The 15,802-nt window shown below is 60.9% G+C and carries 13 protein-coding genes and 1 riboswitch; of the genes, 7 read left to right on the top strand and 6 right to left on the bottom strand.

Annotated elements, in window-relative coordinates; all coding sequences use genetic code 11:
- Positions 1 to 60 precede the first annotated feature (60 nt).
- Together msbA and hldE are read left to right on the top strand one after the other, a co-directional pair.
- Complete coding sequence (gene msbA, locus BLR20_RS15495) at positions 61 to 1,863, top strand: lipid A export permease/ATP-binding protein MsbA (RefSeq protein WP_010440415.1); 1,803 nt, start codon at positions 61 to 63, stop codon at positions 1,861 to 1,863.
- A gap of 127 nt (positions 1,864 to 1,990) precedes the next feature.
- The gene (hldE, locus tag BLR20_RS15490) at positions 1,991 to 3,412 is read left to right on the top strand and encodes a bifunctional D-glycero-beta-D-manno-heptose-7-phosphate kinase/D-glycero-beta-D-manno-heptose 1-phosphate adenylyltransferase HldE (protein WP_010440417.1); all 1,422 of its coding nucleotides are present in this window, start codon (positions 1,991 to 1,993) and stop codon (positions 3,410 to 3,412) included.
- A 65-nt stretch (positions 3,413 to 3,477) separates the two neighbouring features.
- Here the strand turns inward: hldE and BLR20_RS15485 are convergent, their stop codons facing one another.
- The 4 genes from BLR20_RS15485 to BLR20_RS15470 are packed head-to-tail and all read right to left on the bottom strand — an operon-like array spanning position 3,478 to position 6,845.
- Positions 3,478 to 4,440 (bottom strand): hypothetical protein, encoded by a 963-nt coding sequence (locus tag BLR20_RS15485; RefSeq protein WP_010440419.1) that lies wholly within the window; start codon positions 4,438 to 4,440, stop codon positions 3,478 to 3,480.
- Positions 4,441 to 4,476: 36 nt separating this feature from the next.
- Entirely contained in the window at positions 4,477 to 5,292 is an 816-nt protein-coding gene (locus BLR20_RS15480; RefSeq protein WP_054994359.1) for an aldo/keto reductase, read from the bottom strand.
- The gene (locus BLR20_RS15475) at positions 5,289 to 6,464 is read right to left on the bottom strand and encodes an NAD(P)/FAD-dependent oxidoreductase (RefSeq protein ID WP_032615443.1); all 1,176 of its coding nucleotides are present in this window, start codon (positions 6,462 to 6,464) and stop codon (positions 5,289 to 5,291) included. Before BLR20_RS15475 ends, BLR20_RS15480 begins: the two co-directional genes overlap by 4 nt.
- 48 nt (positions 6,465 to 6,512) lie before the next feature.
- Positions 6,513 to 6,845, bottom strand: a complete 333-nt coding sequence (locus tag BLR20_RS15470; protein ID WP_003346798.1) for an SMR family transporter — start codon at positions 6,843 to 6,845, stop codon at positions 6,513 to 6,515.
- 69 nt (positions 6,846 to 6,914) lie between these two features.
- Here BLR20_RS15470 and waaA point away from each other — a divergent pair, with 69 nt between their 5' ends.
- On the top strand, positions 6,915 to 8,195 hold the full coding sequence (gene waaA, locus BLR20_RS15465) for a lipid IV(A) 3-deoxy-D-manno-octulosonic acid transferase (protein ID WP_054994360.1): 1,281 nt from the start codon (positions 6,915 to 6,917) through the stop codon (positions 8,193 to 8,195).
- A 217-nt stretch (positions 8,196 to 8,412) separates the two neighbouring features.
- Here the strand turns inward: waaA and BLR20_RS15455 are convergent, their stop codons facing one another.
- On the bottom strand, positions 8,413 to 9,852 hold the full coding sequence (locus tag BLR20_RS15455; RefSeq protein WP_054994361.1) for a TolC family outer membrane protein: 1,440 nt from the start codon (positions 9,850 to 9,852) through the stop codon (positions 8,413 to 8,415).
- A 167-nt stretch (positions 9,853 to 10,019) separates the two neighbouring features.
- Positions 10,020 to 10,124: riboswitch (TPP riboswitch) on the top strand.
- A gap of 154 nt (positions 10,125 to 10,278) precedes the next feature.
- On the opposite strand from BLR20_RS15455, the gene thiC reads away from it, so the two are divergent.
- Both thiC and cytX read left to right on the top strand, forming a co-directional pair.
- Entirely contained in the window at positions 10,279 to 12,168 is a 1,890-nt protein-coding gene (thiC, locus tag BLR20_RS15450; protein WP_032615439.1) for a phosphomethylpyrimidine synthase ThiC, read from the top strand.
- A 249-nt stretch (positions 12,169 to 12,417) separates the two neighbouring features.
- The gene (gene cytX, locus BLR20_RS15445) at positions 12,418 to 13,707 is read left to right on the top strand and encodes a putative hydroxymethylpyrimidine transporter CytX (protein WP_054994362.1); all 1,290 of its coding nucleotides are present in this window, start codon (positions 12,418 to 12,420) and stop codon (positions 13,705 to 13,707) included.
- Here cytX and BLR20_RS15440 read toward each other — a convergent pair.
- Positions 13,676 to 14,422: an RsiV family protein gene (locus BLR20_RS15440; protein ID WP_054994363.1), complete on the bottom strand. Its 747-nt coding sequence runs from the start codon at positions 14,420 to 14,422 to the stop codon at positions 13,676 to 13,678. The genes cytX and BLR20_RS15440 overlap by 32 nt on opposite strands.
- A gap of 207 nt (positions 14,423 to 14,629) precedes the next feature.
- On the opposite strand from BLR20_RS15440, the gene BLR20_RS15435 reads away from it, so the two are divergent.
- The gene (locus BLR20_RS15435) at positions 14,630 to 15,247 is read left to right on the top strand and encodes an NUDIX domain-containing protein (protein WP_010439385.1); all 618 of its coding nucleotides are present in this window, start codon (positions 14,630 to 14,632) and stop codon (positions 15,245 to 15,247) included.
- Complete coding sequence (locus BLR20_RS15430; RefSeq protein ID WP_002551796.1) at positions 15,238 to 15,690, top strand: DUF1249 domain-containing protein; 453 nt, start codon at positions 15,238 to 15,240, stop codon at positions 15,688 to 15,690. The genes BLR20_RS15435 and BLR20_RS15430 overlap by 10 nt, the downstream gene beginning before the upstream one ends.
- Positions 15,691 to 15,802 lie beyond the last annotated feature (112 nt).

Below are 15,802 nucleotides of genomic sequence, written 5' to 3'. Positions count from 1 at the left end.
CAGGCAGCCGCGAAAACCGCTGTGATACAATTCGGCCTCTTTTTAACACGACGGATTCTCATGACAACCTCCGAATCGTCCACAACCTCCAGCGTGAAAATCTATTTCCGCCTGTTGTCTTATGTGCGTCCGTATGTGGGCATTTTCCTGCTCAGCATCATTGGTTTCGTGATCTTCGCTTCGACCCAGCCGATGCTCGCCGGCATCCTGAAATATTTCGTCGATGGCCTGACCAATCCCGAAGCGGTGCTGTTTCCCAATGTCCCTTATCTGCGCGAGTTGCAGCTGCTGCAGGCCGTGCCATTGCTTATCGTGCTGATCGCCGCATGGCAGGGGCTGGGTTCCTTTCTGGGCAACTATTTCCTGGCCAAGGTTTCCCTGGGGCTGGTGCATGACCTGCGGGTCGAGCTGTTCAACAAGCTGCTGGTATTGCCCAATCGTTACTTCGACACGACCAATTCCGGTCATCTGATCTCGCGCATCACCTTCAACGTCACAATGGTGACCGGCGCTGCCACCGATGCCATCAAGGTGGTGATCCGCGAAGGCCTGACCGTGGTGTTCCTGTTCATCTATCTGCTGATGATGAACTGGAAGCTGACGCTGGTCATGCTCGCGATCCTGCCGTTGATTGCCGTCATGGTCGGCACCGCGAGCAAGAAATTCCGCAAGCAGAGCAAGAAAATTCAGGTGGCAATGGGCGATGTCACGCATGTTGCCTCGGAAACCATTCAGGGCTATCGCGTAGTCCGCAGCTTCGGTGGCGAGTCCTACGAGCAGGCGCGCTTTGCTCAGGCCAGCAACAGCAACACCAAGAAGCAGCTGCGCATGACCAAGACCGGCGCCATCTACACGCCGATGCTGCAATTGGTGATCTACAGTGCCATGGCGGTGCTGATGTTCCTCGTGCTGTTCCTGCGTGGTGAGGCGACTGCGGGTGATCTGGTTGCCTATATCACCGCTGCGGGCCTGCTGCCCAAGCCGATTCGTCAGCTGTCGGAAGTCAGTTCGACGATCCAGAAAGGCGTTGCCGGTGCCGAAAGCATTTTCGAACAGCTGGATGTGGAAGAGGAAGTCGACACCGGCACCATCGAGCTTGATCGCGTGACCGGCCATCTCGAGGTGAAGAACCTCAGCTTTTTCTACCCGCAGACCGAGCGTCAGGTGTTGAACGACATCAGCTTCTCCGCCGCGCCGGGGCAGATGATTGCCCTGGTGGGACGCTCCGGCAGCGGCAAGTCGACCCTGGCTAACCTGATCCCGCGTTTCTACGGGCATGACATGGGCAACATCCTGCTCGATGGCGTCGAAATCAACGATTATCGCTTGCGTAACCTGCGCAGGCACATCGCTCAGGTCAATCAGAACGTCACGCTGTTCAACGACTCGATTGCCAACAACATTGCCTACGGCGATCTGGCCGGTGCGCCGCGTGCCGACATCGAAGCGGCTGCCGCTGATGCGTACGCCAAGGAATTCATCGACCAGTTGCCGCAGGGGTTCGATACCCAGGTGGGCGAAAACGGTGTGCTGCTGTCCGGCGGTCAACGGCAGCGTCTGGCCATTGCCCGCGCGCTGCTCAAGAACGCTCCGTTGCTGATTCTCGACGAAGCCACCTCGGCGCTGGACACCGAGTCCGAGCGTCACATTCAGGCGGCGCTGGACCACGTCATGAAGGGCCGTACCACGCTGGTCATCGCCCACCGCCTTTCGACCATCGAAAAGGCCGACCTGATTCTGGTCATGGATGCCGGGCAGATCGTCGAACGCGGTACGCACTCAGAGCTGCTGGCGCAGAACGGCTACTACGCCCGCCTGCATGCCATGGGGCTGGACGAGCCTGCTCCTGTCGGCGCGGTCTGACCTCTTCTTCACCGGGCGGGCCCACGCGGTCCGTCTGCCTTCGGGCGGCGTGATTCAACAGCCTGTCGGTTGCAAACCCCTGTGCTAAGATTCCGCCCCTGTCCATTTTTCAAGTACGGGTTGTTCCATGAAGCTATCCATGCCGCGCTTTGATCAGGCCCCTGTCCTGGTGGTTGGCGATGTCATGCTCGACAGATACTGGCATGGTGGTACCTCGCGTATTTCCCCTGAAGCGCCAGTGCCTGTGGTCAAGGTCGATCAGATCGAGGACCGTCCGGGTGGCGCTGCCAACGTGGCCTTGAACATCGCTGCGCTGGGCGCACCCGCCTCGCTGGTCGGTGTGACGGGGGATGACGAGGCTGCCGAGAGTCTGACCAACAGCCTGAAGGCTGCTGGTGTGCTGGCGCGCTTTCAGCGCATTGCCGATCAGCCGACCATCGTCAAACTGCGTGTCATGAGTCGCCACCAGCAATTGTTGCGCATCGATTTCGAAGAACCGTTCAGGACCGATCCGCTGGCGCTGAGCGCAGAGGTCTATAGCTTGCTGGATGGCATCAAGGTGCTGGTCCTGTCGGATTACGGCAAGGGCGCACTGAAAAACCATCAGGCGCTGATTCAGGCAGCCCGCAAGCGCGGCATTCCGGTGCTGGCCGATCCCAAGGGCAAGGATTTCGCGATTTATCGCGGTGCCAGCCTGATCACACCGAACCTCAGCGAATTCGAGGCCATCGTCGGTCATTGTGTCGATGAGGCCCAATTGGTCACCAAGGGTGCGCAGTTGATGCAGGAGCTCGATCTCGGCGCTCTGCTGGTGACCCGCGGTGAACATGGCATGACGTTGCTGCGTCCTGACCAGCAGGCGCTGCATCTGCCAGCCCGTGCCCGCGAAGTGTTCGATGTGACCGGCGCTGGCGATACGGTGATTTCTACCCTGGCGGCAGCGATTGCTGCCGGCGAGGAGTTGCCGCATGCGGTAGCGCTGGCCAATCTGGCGGCGGGCATCGTGGTCGGCAAGCTGGGTACCGCGGCCATCAGCGCCCCCGAGCTGCGCCGGGCCATTCAGCGTGAGGAGGGCTCCGAGCGCGGTGTACTGGGTCTGGAGCAACTGCTGCTGGCGGTCGATGATGCGCGCGCGCACAAGGAAAGGATCGTCTTCACCAATGGCTGCTTCGATATTCTCCACGCAGGTCATGTGACCTATCTGGAGCAGGCGCGCGCCCTGGGTGATCGCCTTATCGTTGCCGTCAACGACGATGCGTCCGTCAGTCGCCTGAAAGGGCCTGGCCGACCGATCAACAGTGTCGACCGGCGCATGGCGGTGCTGGCAGGTCTGGGGGCCGTGGACTGGGTCATCAGCTTCCCGGAGGGAACCCCTGAAAACCTGCTGACCCACGTCAAGCCCGATGTTTTGGTCAAGGGTGGCGACTACGGTGTCGATCAGGTGGTCGGTGCCGATATCGTTCAGGCTTACGGTGGTGAGGTGCGTGTGTTGGGGCTGGTGGAAAACAGCTCCACCACCGCCATCGTCGAGAAGATTCGAGCCCAGTAACTGTAATGTTGCCGCTTGCATCCCGGCGTGCTCAAGGATCCAGCACCTTGCAGCCGCCGGATGACTTACTTGCTCAGGCTGCCGCGTGCCATTTGCAGCAGCTCCCGGGCCTTGCCGGTCAGGCGTTTCAGCCCTGACTTCTTCGCCGGTGGGGCCATGCCCTGCTGACGCAGCCAGTCCTTCCAGCGAATCCGTTCTTCACGTACCACCCAGCCATCCTGCGCGGCGAAACTTTCGGCAAGGTACAGCCCTCTCGTGCCAGCCGGAATCAGCTTGTCGCGCTTGAGCGTGTACAGCTCGGGCAGGGGCGCGCCATTCTCCAACGGCATCAGGTACAGGTCAGGCTTGCTGCGGTTGAGGCGGGCGACCAGTTGATCGTTTTCCAGGGCTTCATCGACATGGAAAAGACTGACCGGGCGGGCTTCCTTGGGGATTTCCAGGCGCATGTCGTAAATCAGCTGCAAGGACGCCGTAGGCAAATGCACATAGGCCCGTGGACGTTCCAGCAGGGTCAGACTGCCGGTTCGCACGGGTCTTGCGGCCCCGGAGAGGGGGCTCAGACGAAAGGGCATGGCCTCGCGATAATGCAGCGCGGCAGCATAGGGCGCAGGTAGCCAGGTCTCCTTGAACAGCCCGCTGAGCCAGCCCTGCGGTGTTTCGATCAGGCACTCTTCGGCCACTTCCTGAATCGCGGTGTGCAGCGGCAGCGTCAGCTCATGGGCCGGAACGTAACCCGAGATCAGCTTGAGCACGACATCGCCGCGGTCCTGACGACGCTGACGGACCAGCACCCAGTAATCGCGATTCTGCCAACTGACGGTCAGGCGAACGGACACCCCCAGATTGGCCAGCTCGGTGGCAAAGTGTTCGGTGTCCGGCACGTCGATCTTGCGCCGCCGCTGCAAGGTCTGCGCGAAGTTCATCGGCATGCCGACGCTCTGGTAGCTCAGGCTTTCCGCAGTGGCCTCGACAAACAGCGGCAGGGTCTTGAAGTTGCTGGGATTCTTCCGGATCAGTGTTCGCGGCATAACGGCTCCTTCTTGCGTTGGGGTCGGCCGCCTCAATCAGGCTTGACGGCAAATCACGGCAGCGGCAGTTGCAACGTTGTGTGCCAGGTGCAACGGGTTGATGGTGCCGACAATAGCACTGGCAACCGCCGGATGTTCAAACAGTAGCTGGAAACTGGCGTGTACCGGATCCATGCCGGGTGTCAGGCAGACATGACCACTGGCCAGTGCTTTCTTTACCAAAATGCCTTTGCCATGAACCTGCGCGTAATCCAGTACCGGCTTTTCGTCCTGTTCGTTGAGGTTGTAGGTGACCATTGCGCAGTCGCCGTCACGCAATGCCAGCAGGCCGCCTTCGACGGTCTTGCCGGAAAAGCCGAAGCCGCGAATCTTGCCTTCGCGCTTGAGATCAGCGAGCGTCTGGTACACCTCGGCGTCGTTGAGGATCGCCAGATCGTTGCCGTCCGAATGCACCAGAACCAGATCGAGAAAGTCAGTTTCAAGACGTTTCAGGCTGCGCTCGACCGATGTACGAGTATGAGCGGCGCTGAAGTCATGGCTCGACTGGCCGTTGACGAATTCCTCGCCGACCTTGCTGACGATCACCCAGTCCTGGCGCTGACCGCGCAGCAGCGGCCCCAGTCGCTCTTCGCTGGTGCCGTAGGCGGGGGCTGTGTCGATCAGGTTAATGCCCATGTCGCGGGCCATGCGCAGCAGCATCTGAGCCTGCTGGTCATCGGGAATCTTGAAGCCGCAGGGGTATTTGACGCCCTGGTCGCGCCCCAGTTTGACGGTGCCCAGCCCCAGCGGCGATACGTTCAGGCCGGTACTGCCCAGCGGGCGATGCAGATCGTGCAGGGTTTTCAGGCTCATGGCAGCAGTTCATCCCAGACAGGTATGGCCATCGGCGGCCGTGGCACGTCGCTCAGCGGAGCTTGCGGGGTCGGGTGGATACCGTCTCTGGACAGCTGCGACAGCACCCGGTCGGCGAAGTCCGGGGCCAGCGCCAGCTTGGTCGGCCAGCCGATCATCAGGCGTTGCTGGCTGTCGAGGAAGGCGTTGTCCGGGCGCACCAGCCCTGATTGCGCCGGCTCGGCACGATCAACGCGCAGTGTCGCCCACTGCGCCTGACTCAGGTCGACCCACGGCAGCAGCGCCTCAAGCTCTTTGCGGGCGACGGCGATCTGCGCGTCCGGTTGGCGTGCCACGCCATCGGCTTCGGCCAGATCGCCACCCAGATACCACACCCACTGGCCATCTGCTGCCGGGTGCGTGGTCACAGTGATGCGTGGCTTGGGCCCGCCACCCAGGCAGTGAGCGAACAGCGGCTTCAAGGTCGGACCCTTGACCAGCACCATGTGCAACGGGCGGCGCTGCATCTGCGGTTGCGACACGCCAAGAGCGTTCAGCAGGTCGGCGTTACCGCCACCGGCACTGAGCACAATGCGCTGCGCATGAATATCGCGACCATCGACGCGCAGACCGATCAGCTCATCGCCCTCGTACAGCGGTTCAATGTGCTGACCGGCCAGCAGGCTGTCACCGGCCAGCTCGGCGAGCCGCCCGATCAGGCTGGGTACATCGACCACCAGTTCTGCAAGCCTGTATACCTTGCCTTTGAATTTCGGGTTTTGCAGGGCTGGCGGCAGTTGCTCGCCCTTGACCTGATCCACGCGACCGCGCACGGCCTTGCTGGCGAAGAAACTGGTGAGGTTGCCGGCGATGGTGCCTGGCGACCACAGGTAATGGGCCTCGGACAACAGGCGTACGCCGGACAGGTCCAGCTCGCCTTTTCCGTCTAGGGCTTCACGCCAGCGGCGCGGCATGTCGGCAATCGCTTCGGAGGCACCCGACAGCGCGCCGTGCAGTGCGTACTTGGCGCCGCCGTGGATGATCCCCTGAGACTTGAGGCTTTGCCCGCCACCCAGGCTGGCGCTTTCTACCAGCACTGTCGAGAACCCTTGACGACGCAACCGGGCATTGAGCCAGAGACCGGCGACGCCAGCCCCGACAATCAGCACGTCAGTGGAAATAACCGATGGCATGAGCACCTCAGTGAGCAAAAAGTACGAGCATTATAAAGGATCGGGTTTTCAATGCCCGGCGGTTTTCGAGAACAGCTGAATGACCGCCACACCCGCCACGATCATGCCCATGCCCAACAGGGCGGGCAGGTCGAGCTTCTGGCCGTAGATGAAGAACGCCGCGATGCTCACCATGACGATGCCCATGCCCGACCAGATGGCGTAAGTGATGCCTACCGGGATGGTGCGCATCACCAGAATCAGCATCCAGAACGCGATCGCATAGCCGGTAATCAGCAGCACCAGGGGCAGTGGTGTGCTGAATCCCTTCACGGCTTTCATGGACGTGGTGGCGATGACTTCCGCGCAAACAGCGATAGCCAACAGGTAATAAGCGTTCATGGTGCATTCCTTTTCGTCAGGCGGCGCATTCTAGCGACTTGTGATGGCGGGCTGATAAACTCCGCGCCCATGAATAGAACTCTTTATACCGTACTGTTTCATCTCGGCCTGCCACTGGTTGCCCTGCGCCTGTGGTTGCGTGCGCGCAAGGCCCCGGCGTATCGCCAGCGCATCGGCGAGCGCTTCGCCCGCGGCTTGCCGGTCATGCAGCGCGGCGGTATCTGGGTGCATGCGGTGTCGGTGGGTGAAAGCATTGCCGCGGCGCCGATGATTCGGTCGCTGCTGGTGCAATATCCGCAGTTGCCGATCACTGTGACTTGCATGACGCCCACAGGTTCGGAGCGAATCAGGGCGTTGTTCGCCAGCGAGCCGCGGATTCAGCATTGCTACCTGCCCTACGACCTGCCGTGGGCGGCCGCTGGTTTTCTCGATCAGGTGCAGCCACGGCTGGGGATCATCATCGAGACCGAACTATGGCCCAACCACATCCATCAGTGTTCCCTGCGCGGGATTCCCGTGGTCCTCGCCAATGCCCGGCTTTCGGAGCGCTCGGCACGAGGGTACGCACGCTTTGCCGGGCTGACGCGACCGATGCTCGCGGAAATGGCCTGGCTCGCGGTGCAGACTGAAGTCGAGGCGCAGCGCTTTCGTGATCTGGGCGCACGTCCCGAGTGCGTGGCGGTGACCGGCTCGATCAAGTTCGACCTGAGCATCGACCCGCAACTTCTGCAACGTGCCGCCCACCAGCGTGAACAGTGGCAGACCGCGCAGCGTCCGGTATGGATCGCTGCCAGTACGCATGCGGGCGAGGATGAAAGCGTGCTGGCGGCTCATCGCACGTTACTGACCAGTCACCCCGATGCGCTACTGATTCTGGTGCCGCGTCATCCCGAGCGTTTCGACAGCGTGCATGCGCTGTGTCTGCAGCAGGGTTTTGCAACGGTGCGACGTTCCTCTGCACAGGCTGTCACGACGGACGTCTCGGTGCTGATGGGCGATACCATGGGGGAATTGCTGTTTCTCTATGCGCTGGCTGACATCGCTTTCGTTGGCGGCAGCCTGGTGCCCAATGGCGGACACAACCTGCTGGAGCCTGCGGCGCTGGCCATGCCGGTACTCAGCGGCCCGCACCTGTTCAACTTCCTCGAGATTGCCGCAATGCTGCGCAAGGCCGGTGCGTTGCAGGAGGTCAACGATGCGGCTGCGCTGGCCGCCGCCGTGCAGCGTCTTGTCGACCAGCCACAACAGGCGCGCAACATGGCCGATGCCGGGCTTGCGGTGATGAAGGCGAATCAGGGCGCGCTGCAACGCCTGCTCGACGGGATCGGGCGGTTGATGGGCAGGCACTGAATCGGGGAGGACGCGGAGCGTCCGGAACGGCATGCCCACGCGGAGCATGGGCACGATAGTGATTTCCAGACACCTTGCTTCTTTCACGCTCGTCCAGACACCTATCGTTCCTCACGCTCCAGCGTGGGAATGCCTTGGGTGACGCTCCGCGTCACAAATCTGCGTCGCGCTGCATGACTTGAAATCGGGCGCAGAGCATCCAGAACGGCCAGCAATCTCAGCGCTTTGCGGGCCGCTCGAAGTTCTTCTGCGCGGCAGTTGCCAGGTCCGGCGGCAGGAAGTCCTTGTCCGGGTTGTAGTCGGCCTTCAGGTAGCGCGACAGATCCTGCAGGTCGCCCGGGTTCAGGGTGCCTGCTGCCTGCTTGAGGCGCAGGTTGTCGAGGATGTAGTCGTAACGCGTGTTGTTGTAGTCACGTACCGAGGCATACAGCTGGCGTTGCGCATCCAGCACGTCGACGATGTTGCGGGTGCCGACCTGATAGCCGATTTCAGTGGCTTCCAGCGCGCTCTGGTTGGAAATGATCGACTGCTTGCGGGCCTGGACCTGTTCCACGTCGGTATTCACCGCGCGATGCAGGTTGCGCGTGTTTTCCACCACCTGACGACGCAGGCTTTCACGGCGTTGCTCGCTCTGGCTCAGGCGCGCATAGGCTTCGCGTACCTGAGAGCTGGTCAGACCACCGCTGTAGATCGGAATATTCAACTGCACGCCGATGCTGCGCTGCTCGGCGTCACCGCCGTAGTTGCGGCCGGTGTAGTTGGGGTTGCTGAAACCCAGTGCATCGTTATCGCCACGCTGATAAGTCGCCACGGCATCGAGCGTCGGCGCGTGTCCGGCCTTGCGCTGACGCAGGGTTTCTTCGGCGGCATTGACCGCGTAGTTGCTGGCCAGCAGATTGAGGTTCTGCTGCGCGGCAGTATCAACCCAGGCCTTGGCATCATTGGGCGTCGGCGCCAGCACAGGCAGCGTGTGCACGATGCCTTCGATCGAGTTGTACTCCCGGTTGGTCAGCGTTACCAGCGCCTGAAAGGCATCCTCGACCTGACGTTGGGCAATGAGTCGGCTGGCGCGTGACGTGTCATAGCTGGCCTGCGCCTGCAGCACATCGGTCTTGTCCGACAGGCCGACATCGAAGCGCTCGTTGGCCTGATCCAGTTGGCGCTTGAAGGCCGCTTCCTCGGCCTTGGTCGAGGCCAGATTGTCCTGTGCACGCAATACGCTGAAATAGCTTTGTGCCGATTGCAGGATCAGATTCTGCTCGGTAGCCGACAGCTCGAGTGCCGCCTGTTCGTTGCTCGCTTCGGCAGCCTGCAACTGGAACCAGCGGTCGGCGCGGAATATTGGCTGGCTCAGCGTGGCCTGGTAGAGGTTGCCGCTGCGGGTGGCCACGGCCCTGGGCTGATCGATGCTGGTACGGGTGCTGCTGTTCTGGGCACTGCCGGAAATGTTCGGCAGCAAACCGGCACGGGCCTGCGGCACGGCTTCCTTGCGCGCATCGTAATCGGCGCGCGACGCCGCGAGGTCGGCGTTGTTGTCCACTGCCTGCTGATAAACGCTCAACAGCCCTGTCTGCGTTGGCATTGGCAATTCGGCTGCCCAGGTCAACCCGCTGGACGCAAACGAAACAGCCACGACCAACGAAAGTTTGCGCAACATGAGGCATTCCCTGTTCATGAAGAAAATAATTACAGTTCGGGTTGAAGAGACACCGGGCTAGGGAGTGTAGAGCCAGACGCTTTTGGCAACAATCGTCGATTTGCGCCATTTATCGAGCCCCATGCAAATAGGCTGGCGTTGCGACGCCACCCCGTCATAGACTGGCGACGTTCTTGTCGGGGTGCCTTGCTATGAGGCTGAGATCGGTTAAACCGGATCCCGTTGAACCTGATCAGGTTAGCGCCTGCGTAGGGAACAAGATTTCTCGTCTCCCGGCGAGTCCTCTTGAGTGCCGTCCGGGGTCGATTGTTCAAATAATGAACAGTTTCGCCTCCTTTCGATACTCAGCGCCAGCACTGGTGCACCCGTCCGTCATGTCAGGTCACTCCGACAATAAATCCGCAACTGGATGTCTGGAGAGCCGTGATGAGTATAAAAGCAAAAAACGCAGCCCATTTGAGCGAGTCGGCGCAGGTCGATTCCGGATCGGTACAGCCGTTTACCCGTTCGCAGAAAATCTACGTTAAGGGCTCGCGCCCGGACATCCGCGTGCCGATGCGCGAAATCACCCTGGACGTTACTCCGACTGACTTTGGCGGCGAGATCAACGCCCCGGTCACGGTCTACGACACCTCCGGCCCCTACACCGACCCCAATGTGATCATCGATGTGCGCAAAGGCCTGGCTGACGTGCGCTCGCCATGGATCGACTCGCGCAATGACACCGAGCGTCTGCCGGGTCTGAGCTCCAACTTCGGTCAGCAACGCCTGAGCGATGCCGAACTCACTGCGCTGCGTTTTGCCCATGTGCGCAACCCGCGCCGGGCCAAGGCCGGCGCCAACGTCAGCCAGATGCACTATGCGCGTCAGGGCATCATCACTGCCGAGATGGAATACGTCGCCATCCGCGAGAACATGAAGCTCCAGGAAGCCCGCGCTGCGGGTCTGCTGACTCAGCAACATGCCGGGCACAGCTTTGGCGCGAGTATCCCGAAGGAAATCACTGCCGAGTTCGTGCGTGAAGAGATTGCCCGAGGACGCGCGATCATCCCGGCCAACATCAACCACGTCGAGCTTGAACCGATGATCATCGGCCGCAACTTCCTGGTGAAGATCAACGGCAACATCGGCAATAGCGCACTGGGGTCTTCTATCGAGGAGGAGGTCGCCAAGCTGACCTGGGGTATCCGCTGGGGCTCGGACACGGTCATGGACCTGTCCACCGGCAAGCACATTCACGAAACCCGTGAGTGGATCATCCGCAACTCGCCGGTACCGATCGGTACGGTGCCGATCTATCAGGCGCTGGAAAAAGTGGGTGGTGCAGCCGAGGACCTGACCTGGGAGCTGTTCCGCGACACGCTGATCGAGCAGGCCGAGCAGGGCGTCGATTACTTCACCATCCACGCCGGCGTGCTGCTGCGTTACGTTCCGCTGACCGCCAAGCGTGTCACCGGAATCGTCAGCCGTGGCGGTTCGATCATGGCCAAATGGTGCCTGGCGCACCACAAGGAAAACTTCCTTTACACCCATTTCGAAGACATCTGCGAAATCATGAAGGCCTACGACGTCAGCTTCTCACTGGGCGACGGCCTGCGTCCGGGCTCGATTGCCGACGCCAACGATGCGGCGCAGTTCGGCGAGCTGGAAACACTTGGCGAACTGACCAAAATTGCCTGGAAGCATGATGTACAGACCATGATCGAAGGCCCCGGGCATGTGCCGATGCAGTTGATCAAGGAGAACATGGACAAGCAGCTGGAGTGCTGTGACGAAGCGCCGTTCTACACCCTCGGCCCGCTGACCACCGACATCGCACCGGGTTACGACCACATCACTTCAGGCATCGGTGCGGCCATGATCGGCTGGTTCGGCTGCGCCATGCTGTGTTACGTCACGCCCAAGGAGCACCTGGGACTGCCGAACAAGGATGATGTCAAAACAGGGATCATCACCTACAAGATCGCGGCCCACGCGGCGGACCTTGCCAAAGGCCATCCGGGTGCGCAGATCCGCGACAACGCGTTGAGCAAGGCGCGTTTCGAATTCCGCTGGGAAGACCAGTTCAACCTCGGCCTGGACCCGGACACCGCGCGTTCGTACCACGACGAAACCTTGCCAAAAGACTCCGCTAAGGTCGCGCATTTCTGCTCCATGTGCGGGCCGAAATTCTGCTCGATGAAGATCACCCAGGAAGTTCGCGAATACGCCGCCAATCAGCGCATCGAGGCGGTGGACGTCGACGTCGCCAAGGGACTGGCCGAACAGGCCGAACGCTTCAAGCAGGAAGGCAGCCAGTTGTACAAGAAGGTGTAGAGGGCGATAGCCCGTCGTTATACACAGTTCCGCTTTGATTCTGCCCGAAGGGCGTAGGAGCGACCGGGGCGGCGATCCGCATTGTTCGCGAAAGGGGCGTTACATCCGCTGAAGATGTATCGCCCGGAATAAAGCTTTCGCGAACAAGTTCGCTCCTAAGCCCTTCGGCCAGAAGCGTGCTCTGCGTCCGATTCTGAGTGAGCAGTGCGGCGGCACTCGGTCCCTTTACTTTCCACACGAGACACCTCTGTGAACACACCCGGTACCTATTCTCCCGACACCCCTGTCCCCGCCAGCCAGCGCGTGTTCGGCGGGCGGGATCTGTTTTCCCTGTGGTTTTCCCTCGGTATCGGTCTGATGGTGCTGCAGACCGGAGCCTTGCTGGCGCCGGGGTTGGGCATGTCCGGCTCGATGCTGGCGATTTTCCTCGGCACGCTGGTGGGCGTCTTGCTGCTCGCCAGCGTCGGCGTGATCGGCAGCGATACCGGCCTGTCGTCAATGGCCGCGCTCAAGCTCAGCCTGGGCAGCAAGGGCGCGTCGCTGCCAGCGATATTGAACCTGCTGCAACTGATCGGTTGGGGTTCGTTCGAGATCATCGTCATGCGCGACGCAGCCAGTCTGCTTGGCGCCAGGGCTTTTGCAGAGGGCAGCCTGTGGAGCAATCCGCTGCTCTGGACGCTGTTGTTCGGCGCGCTGGCGACTTTGCTGGCAGTCAGCGGGCCATTGACCTTCGTACGCCGGTTTCTGCGCAAGTGGGGCCTGTGGATACTCTTGACGGCGTGTGCGTGGCTGACCTGGAATCTGCTGGCCAAGGCTGATCTGACCGCGCTGTGGGCAACGTCCGGCGATGGTTCGCTGCCGTTTGCCTCGGGGTTCGACATTGCCATCGCCATGCCACTGTCCTGGCTGCCGCTGATTGCCGACTACTCACGCTTCGGGCAGCGCGCTAAGAGTGTCTTCGGCGGCACGGCCGCAGGCTTTTTCATCGGTAACTTCTGGCTGATGAGCCTGGGCGTCGCCTACACCCTGGCGTTCGCCCCGAGCGGCGAGGTGAATGCCTTGTTACTGGCGCTGGCCGGTGCAGGCCTGGGTATCCCGCTGCTGCTGATTCTGCTGGACGAGACGGAGAATGCGTTCGCCGATATTCACTCGGCTGCGGTCTCCAGTGCTCTGCTGTCGCGCATCAAGGTCGAGCATCTGGCGTTGGCGATTGGCGTGATCTGCACGCTGATCGCCTGTCTGGCACCGTTGGCGCAGTATCAGAACTTTCTGTTATTGATTGGCTCGGTATTCGCGCCGCTGTTCGGCGTCGTGCTGGTTGACCATTTCATCCTGCGTCGTCGCAGTGGTCAGGTAGCGGAGGGCGGTTTGCGCTGGATGAGCCTGCTGGCGTGGCTCGGCGGGCTCAGCACCTATCATCTGCTGGCCAATCTTTATCCTGAAGTGGGCGCAACACTGCCAGCGCTCATTGTCGCTGGCGTGTTGCAGCTGCTGATCGGCGGTGCGATCAACCGCGGCCGGGGAACAGTTCCGGCTTGAGAATGCCATTGAGCTGCGGATAAGGAATCTTCAGCTCGATGTGACCCATCGAATACGGCGCGATGGTATCGACCGAGTACTTGAGGATCACTGCACCGTAGGTCAGCGCAATGTTGGGGGTGCGCTTGAACGGCCAGGTCTTCATGAACTCGCTGTCTTCATTCATCTTGGTCGATACCAGCCAGCCCTGGTGGGCCAGTTGGGCTTTCTGCCAGAACTCGCTTTCCTTGCCCGGGACGATCATGTCGGCCAGGGTCAGGACTTTCTGCTGCTGACGCGAATAGTTGATGAACGCCCGGCCCGGGTTGCCGTGGGCACCGCCGGTGTCCAGATAACTGGACAGTTCGACCACTACGATACCGTCATGCTGCTCGCGTACCTTGGCCTGCAGATAACTGGCGTTGCGACCCTGGGCCTGGCTCAGGAACTGCTCCTGATAGGCTTTGATCGACGCAGGCGGCGATGCGCTGCTGTCGGCAACGGTCAGTTGCAGCAACGTCTTCTGAACGATGGCGTCCAGTCGCGGCTCATCGGGGAAATGCACGGTATCGATGTTCACCAGCGGGCAGTCGGCTGTGGTGCAGCCCGGCTTGATCAGCTCGGAAGCATCGCGCTGGACTTGCAGCGGTGCGCGCATGTTGGGCGTGAAGAGGCTTTGGCAGGCGCCGAGCAACAGGGCCAGGCAAGCCAGTGAAGTGATCCTCAATAACGACATGTTGATCCTTGGCAGTGTCAGTAAAGGCGGTTGCGTTGTACGTATGCAGGCTGGTTGGACTGTAAACAACGTCTTCGGTTCGATCATGGCAGATTAGAATTGTTTTAAGTCCCGGCCGTCTACCCTGCATCTTCAAGGGGGCTGCATCCGACTGCCGATGCGCGTTAGGATGGCCCGATGTCAAACACGGCGGCAAGCGAGAAACCCATGACCCAGACCACACGATCTGCACCAAGCGCTTTTGAAACCATAAAGCGTGAAAACTGCTTCAAGGGCTTCTATAAGCTGGACAAGCTGCATGTGCGCCACGAATTGTTCGCGGGCGGGATGAGCAAGGAAATCAGCCGAGAACTGTTCGTTCGCCACGACGCCGTCTGCGTGTTGCCTTATGACGCCAAGCGTGACGAAGTCGTGCTCATCGAGCAGTTTCGCGTAGGGGCCATGAAAAAGACCAGCAACCCTTGGCTGGTCGAACTGGTCGCAGGCCTCATCGACAAGGACGAGCAGCCGGAAGAAGTTGCTCATCGAGAGGCGGAGGAGGAAGCTGGGCTGAAGTTCGAAGCGCTGTGGCCGATCACCAAATACTTCCCTTCGCCGGGTGGCAGCGACGAGTATGTCCACCTGTTTCTGGGGCGCTGCAGCAGTGAAGGCGCGGGCGGCCTGCACGGGCTCGAGTCTGAAGGCGAAGACATCCGGGTTACCGTCTGGTCATTCGATGACGCCATGCAGGCGATGAAAGACGGAATAATCAAGAACGCATCGACGATCATCGCCTTGCAATGGCTGGCGCTGAATCGTGCAGAGATAAGGGGTTTATGGTCGTGAATCTATTGCGCGAACGCTACCGTGTCGATCTTGCCGGACTGCAGGCCGCGTGCGAGGCCAACTACGCGCGCCTGATGCGCCTGCTGCCCGACATGCGCAACGAACAGCGCTCACGCCGCGTCGCCGTTACCCAGGGTGATCAGATGCTGGGTGTACTGGCCGTCGAAGTGTTGCTCGACTGCCCGTACACCACCACCCTGCAAGTCCGCCAGGAACACAGCCTGCCCTGGCTGCCGGTGCCGGTGCTTGAGGTGCAGGTCTACCACGACGCACGCATGGCCGAAGTCATCGGTGCCGAACATGCGCGGCGCTTCCGGGGCATCTATCCCTACCCTAATGCCGACATGCACCAACCGGATGAAAAAGCCCAGCTCAACCTGTTTCTGGGCGAATGGCTGAGTCATTGCCTGGCGTGTGGGCATGAGTTTGAGGCGGTGCGTTAACTCCTTTCCTCAGTTGTTCTCGTACTACCGCTTCCCGGCTTCGCTCTGGATTTCTCCCACATCTGATTGACCAGCAAGTGACATCAACTGACAGTGGGTGTGCTTCGGTCCT

The organism is Pseudomonas congelans (genome assembly GCF_900103225.1).
Taxonomy (GTDB): Bacteria; Pseudomonadota; Gammaproteobacteria; order Pseudomonadales; family Pseudomonadaceae; genus Aquipseudomonas; species Aquipseudomonas congelans.
The sequence above is the reverse complement of the archived record's forward strand: the minus strand, read 5'-3'. Positions and strand labels throughout refer to the sequence as shown.

Coding starts and splice junctions, on each gene's coding strand:
- BLR20_RS15485 (WP_010440419.1), bottom strand. CDS start 4,440: ATGCCGCGAACACTGATCCGGAAGAATCCCAGCAACTTCAAGACCCTG.
- BLR20_RS15480 (WP_054994359.1), bottom strand. CDS start 5,292: ATGAGCCTGAAAACCCTGCACGATCTGCATCGCCCGCTGGGCAGTACC.
- msbA (WP_010440415.1), top strand. CDS start 61: ATGACAACCTCCGAATCGTCCACAACCTCCAGCGTGAAAATCTATTTC.
- BLR20_RS15430 (WP_002551796.1), top strand. CDS start 15,238: ATGGTCGTGAATCTATTGCGCGAACGCTACCGTGTCGATCTTGCCGGA.
- BLR20_RS15455 (WP_054994361.1), bottom strand. CDS start 9,852: ATGTTGCGCAAACTTTCGTTGGTCGTGGCTGTTTCGTTTGCGTCCAGC.
- BLR20_RS15440 (WP_054994363.1), bottom strand. CDS start 14,422: ATGTCGTTATTGAGGATCACTTCACTGGCTTGCCTGGCCCTGTTGCTC.
- BLR20_RS15435 (WP_010439385.1), top strand. CDS start 14,630: ATGACCCAGACCACACGATCTGCACCAAGCGCTTTTGAAACCATAAAG.
- hldE (WP_010440417.1), top strand. CDS start 1,991: ATGAAGCTATCCATGCCGCGCTTTGATCAGGCCCCTGTCCTGGTGGTT.
- waaA (WP_054994360.1), top strand. CDS start 6,915: ATGAATAGAACTCTTTATACCGTACTGTTTCATCTCGGCCTGCCACTG.
- thiC (WP_032615439.1), top strand. CDS start 10,279: ATGAGTATAAAAGCAAAAAACGCAGCCCATTTGAGCGAGTCGGCGCAG.
- BLR20_RS15475 (WP_032615443.1), bottom strand. CDS start 6,464: ATGCCATCGGTTATTTCCACTGACGTGCTGATTGTCGGGGCTGGCGTC.
- BLR20_RS15470 (WP_003346798.1), bottom strand. CDS start 6,845: ATGAACGCTTATTACCTGTTGGCTATCGCTGTTTGCGCGGAAGTCATC.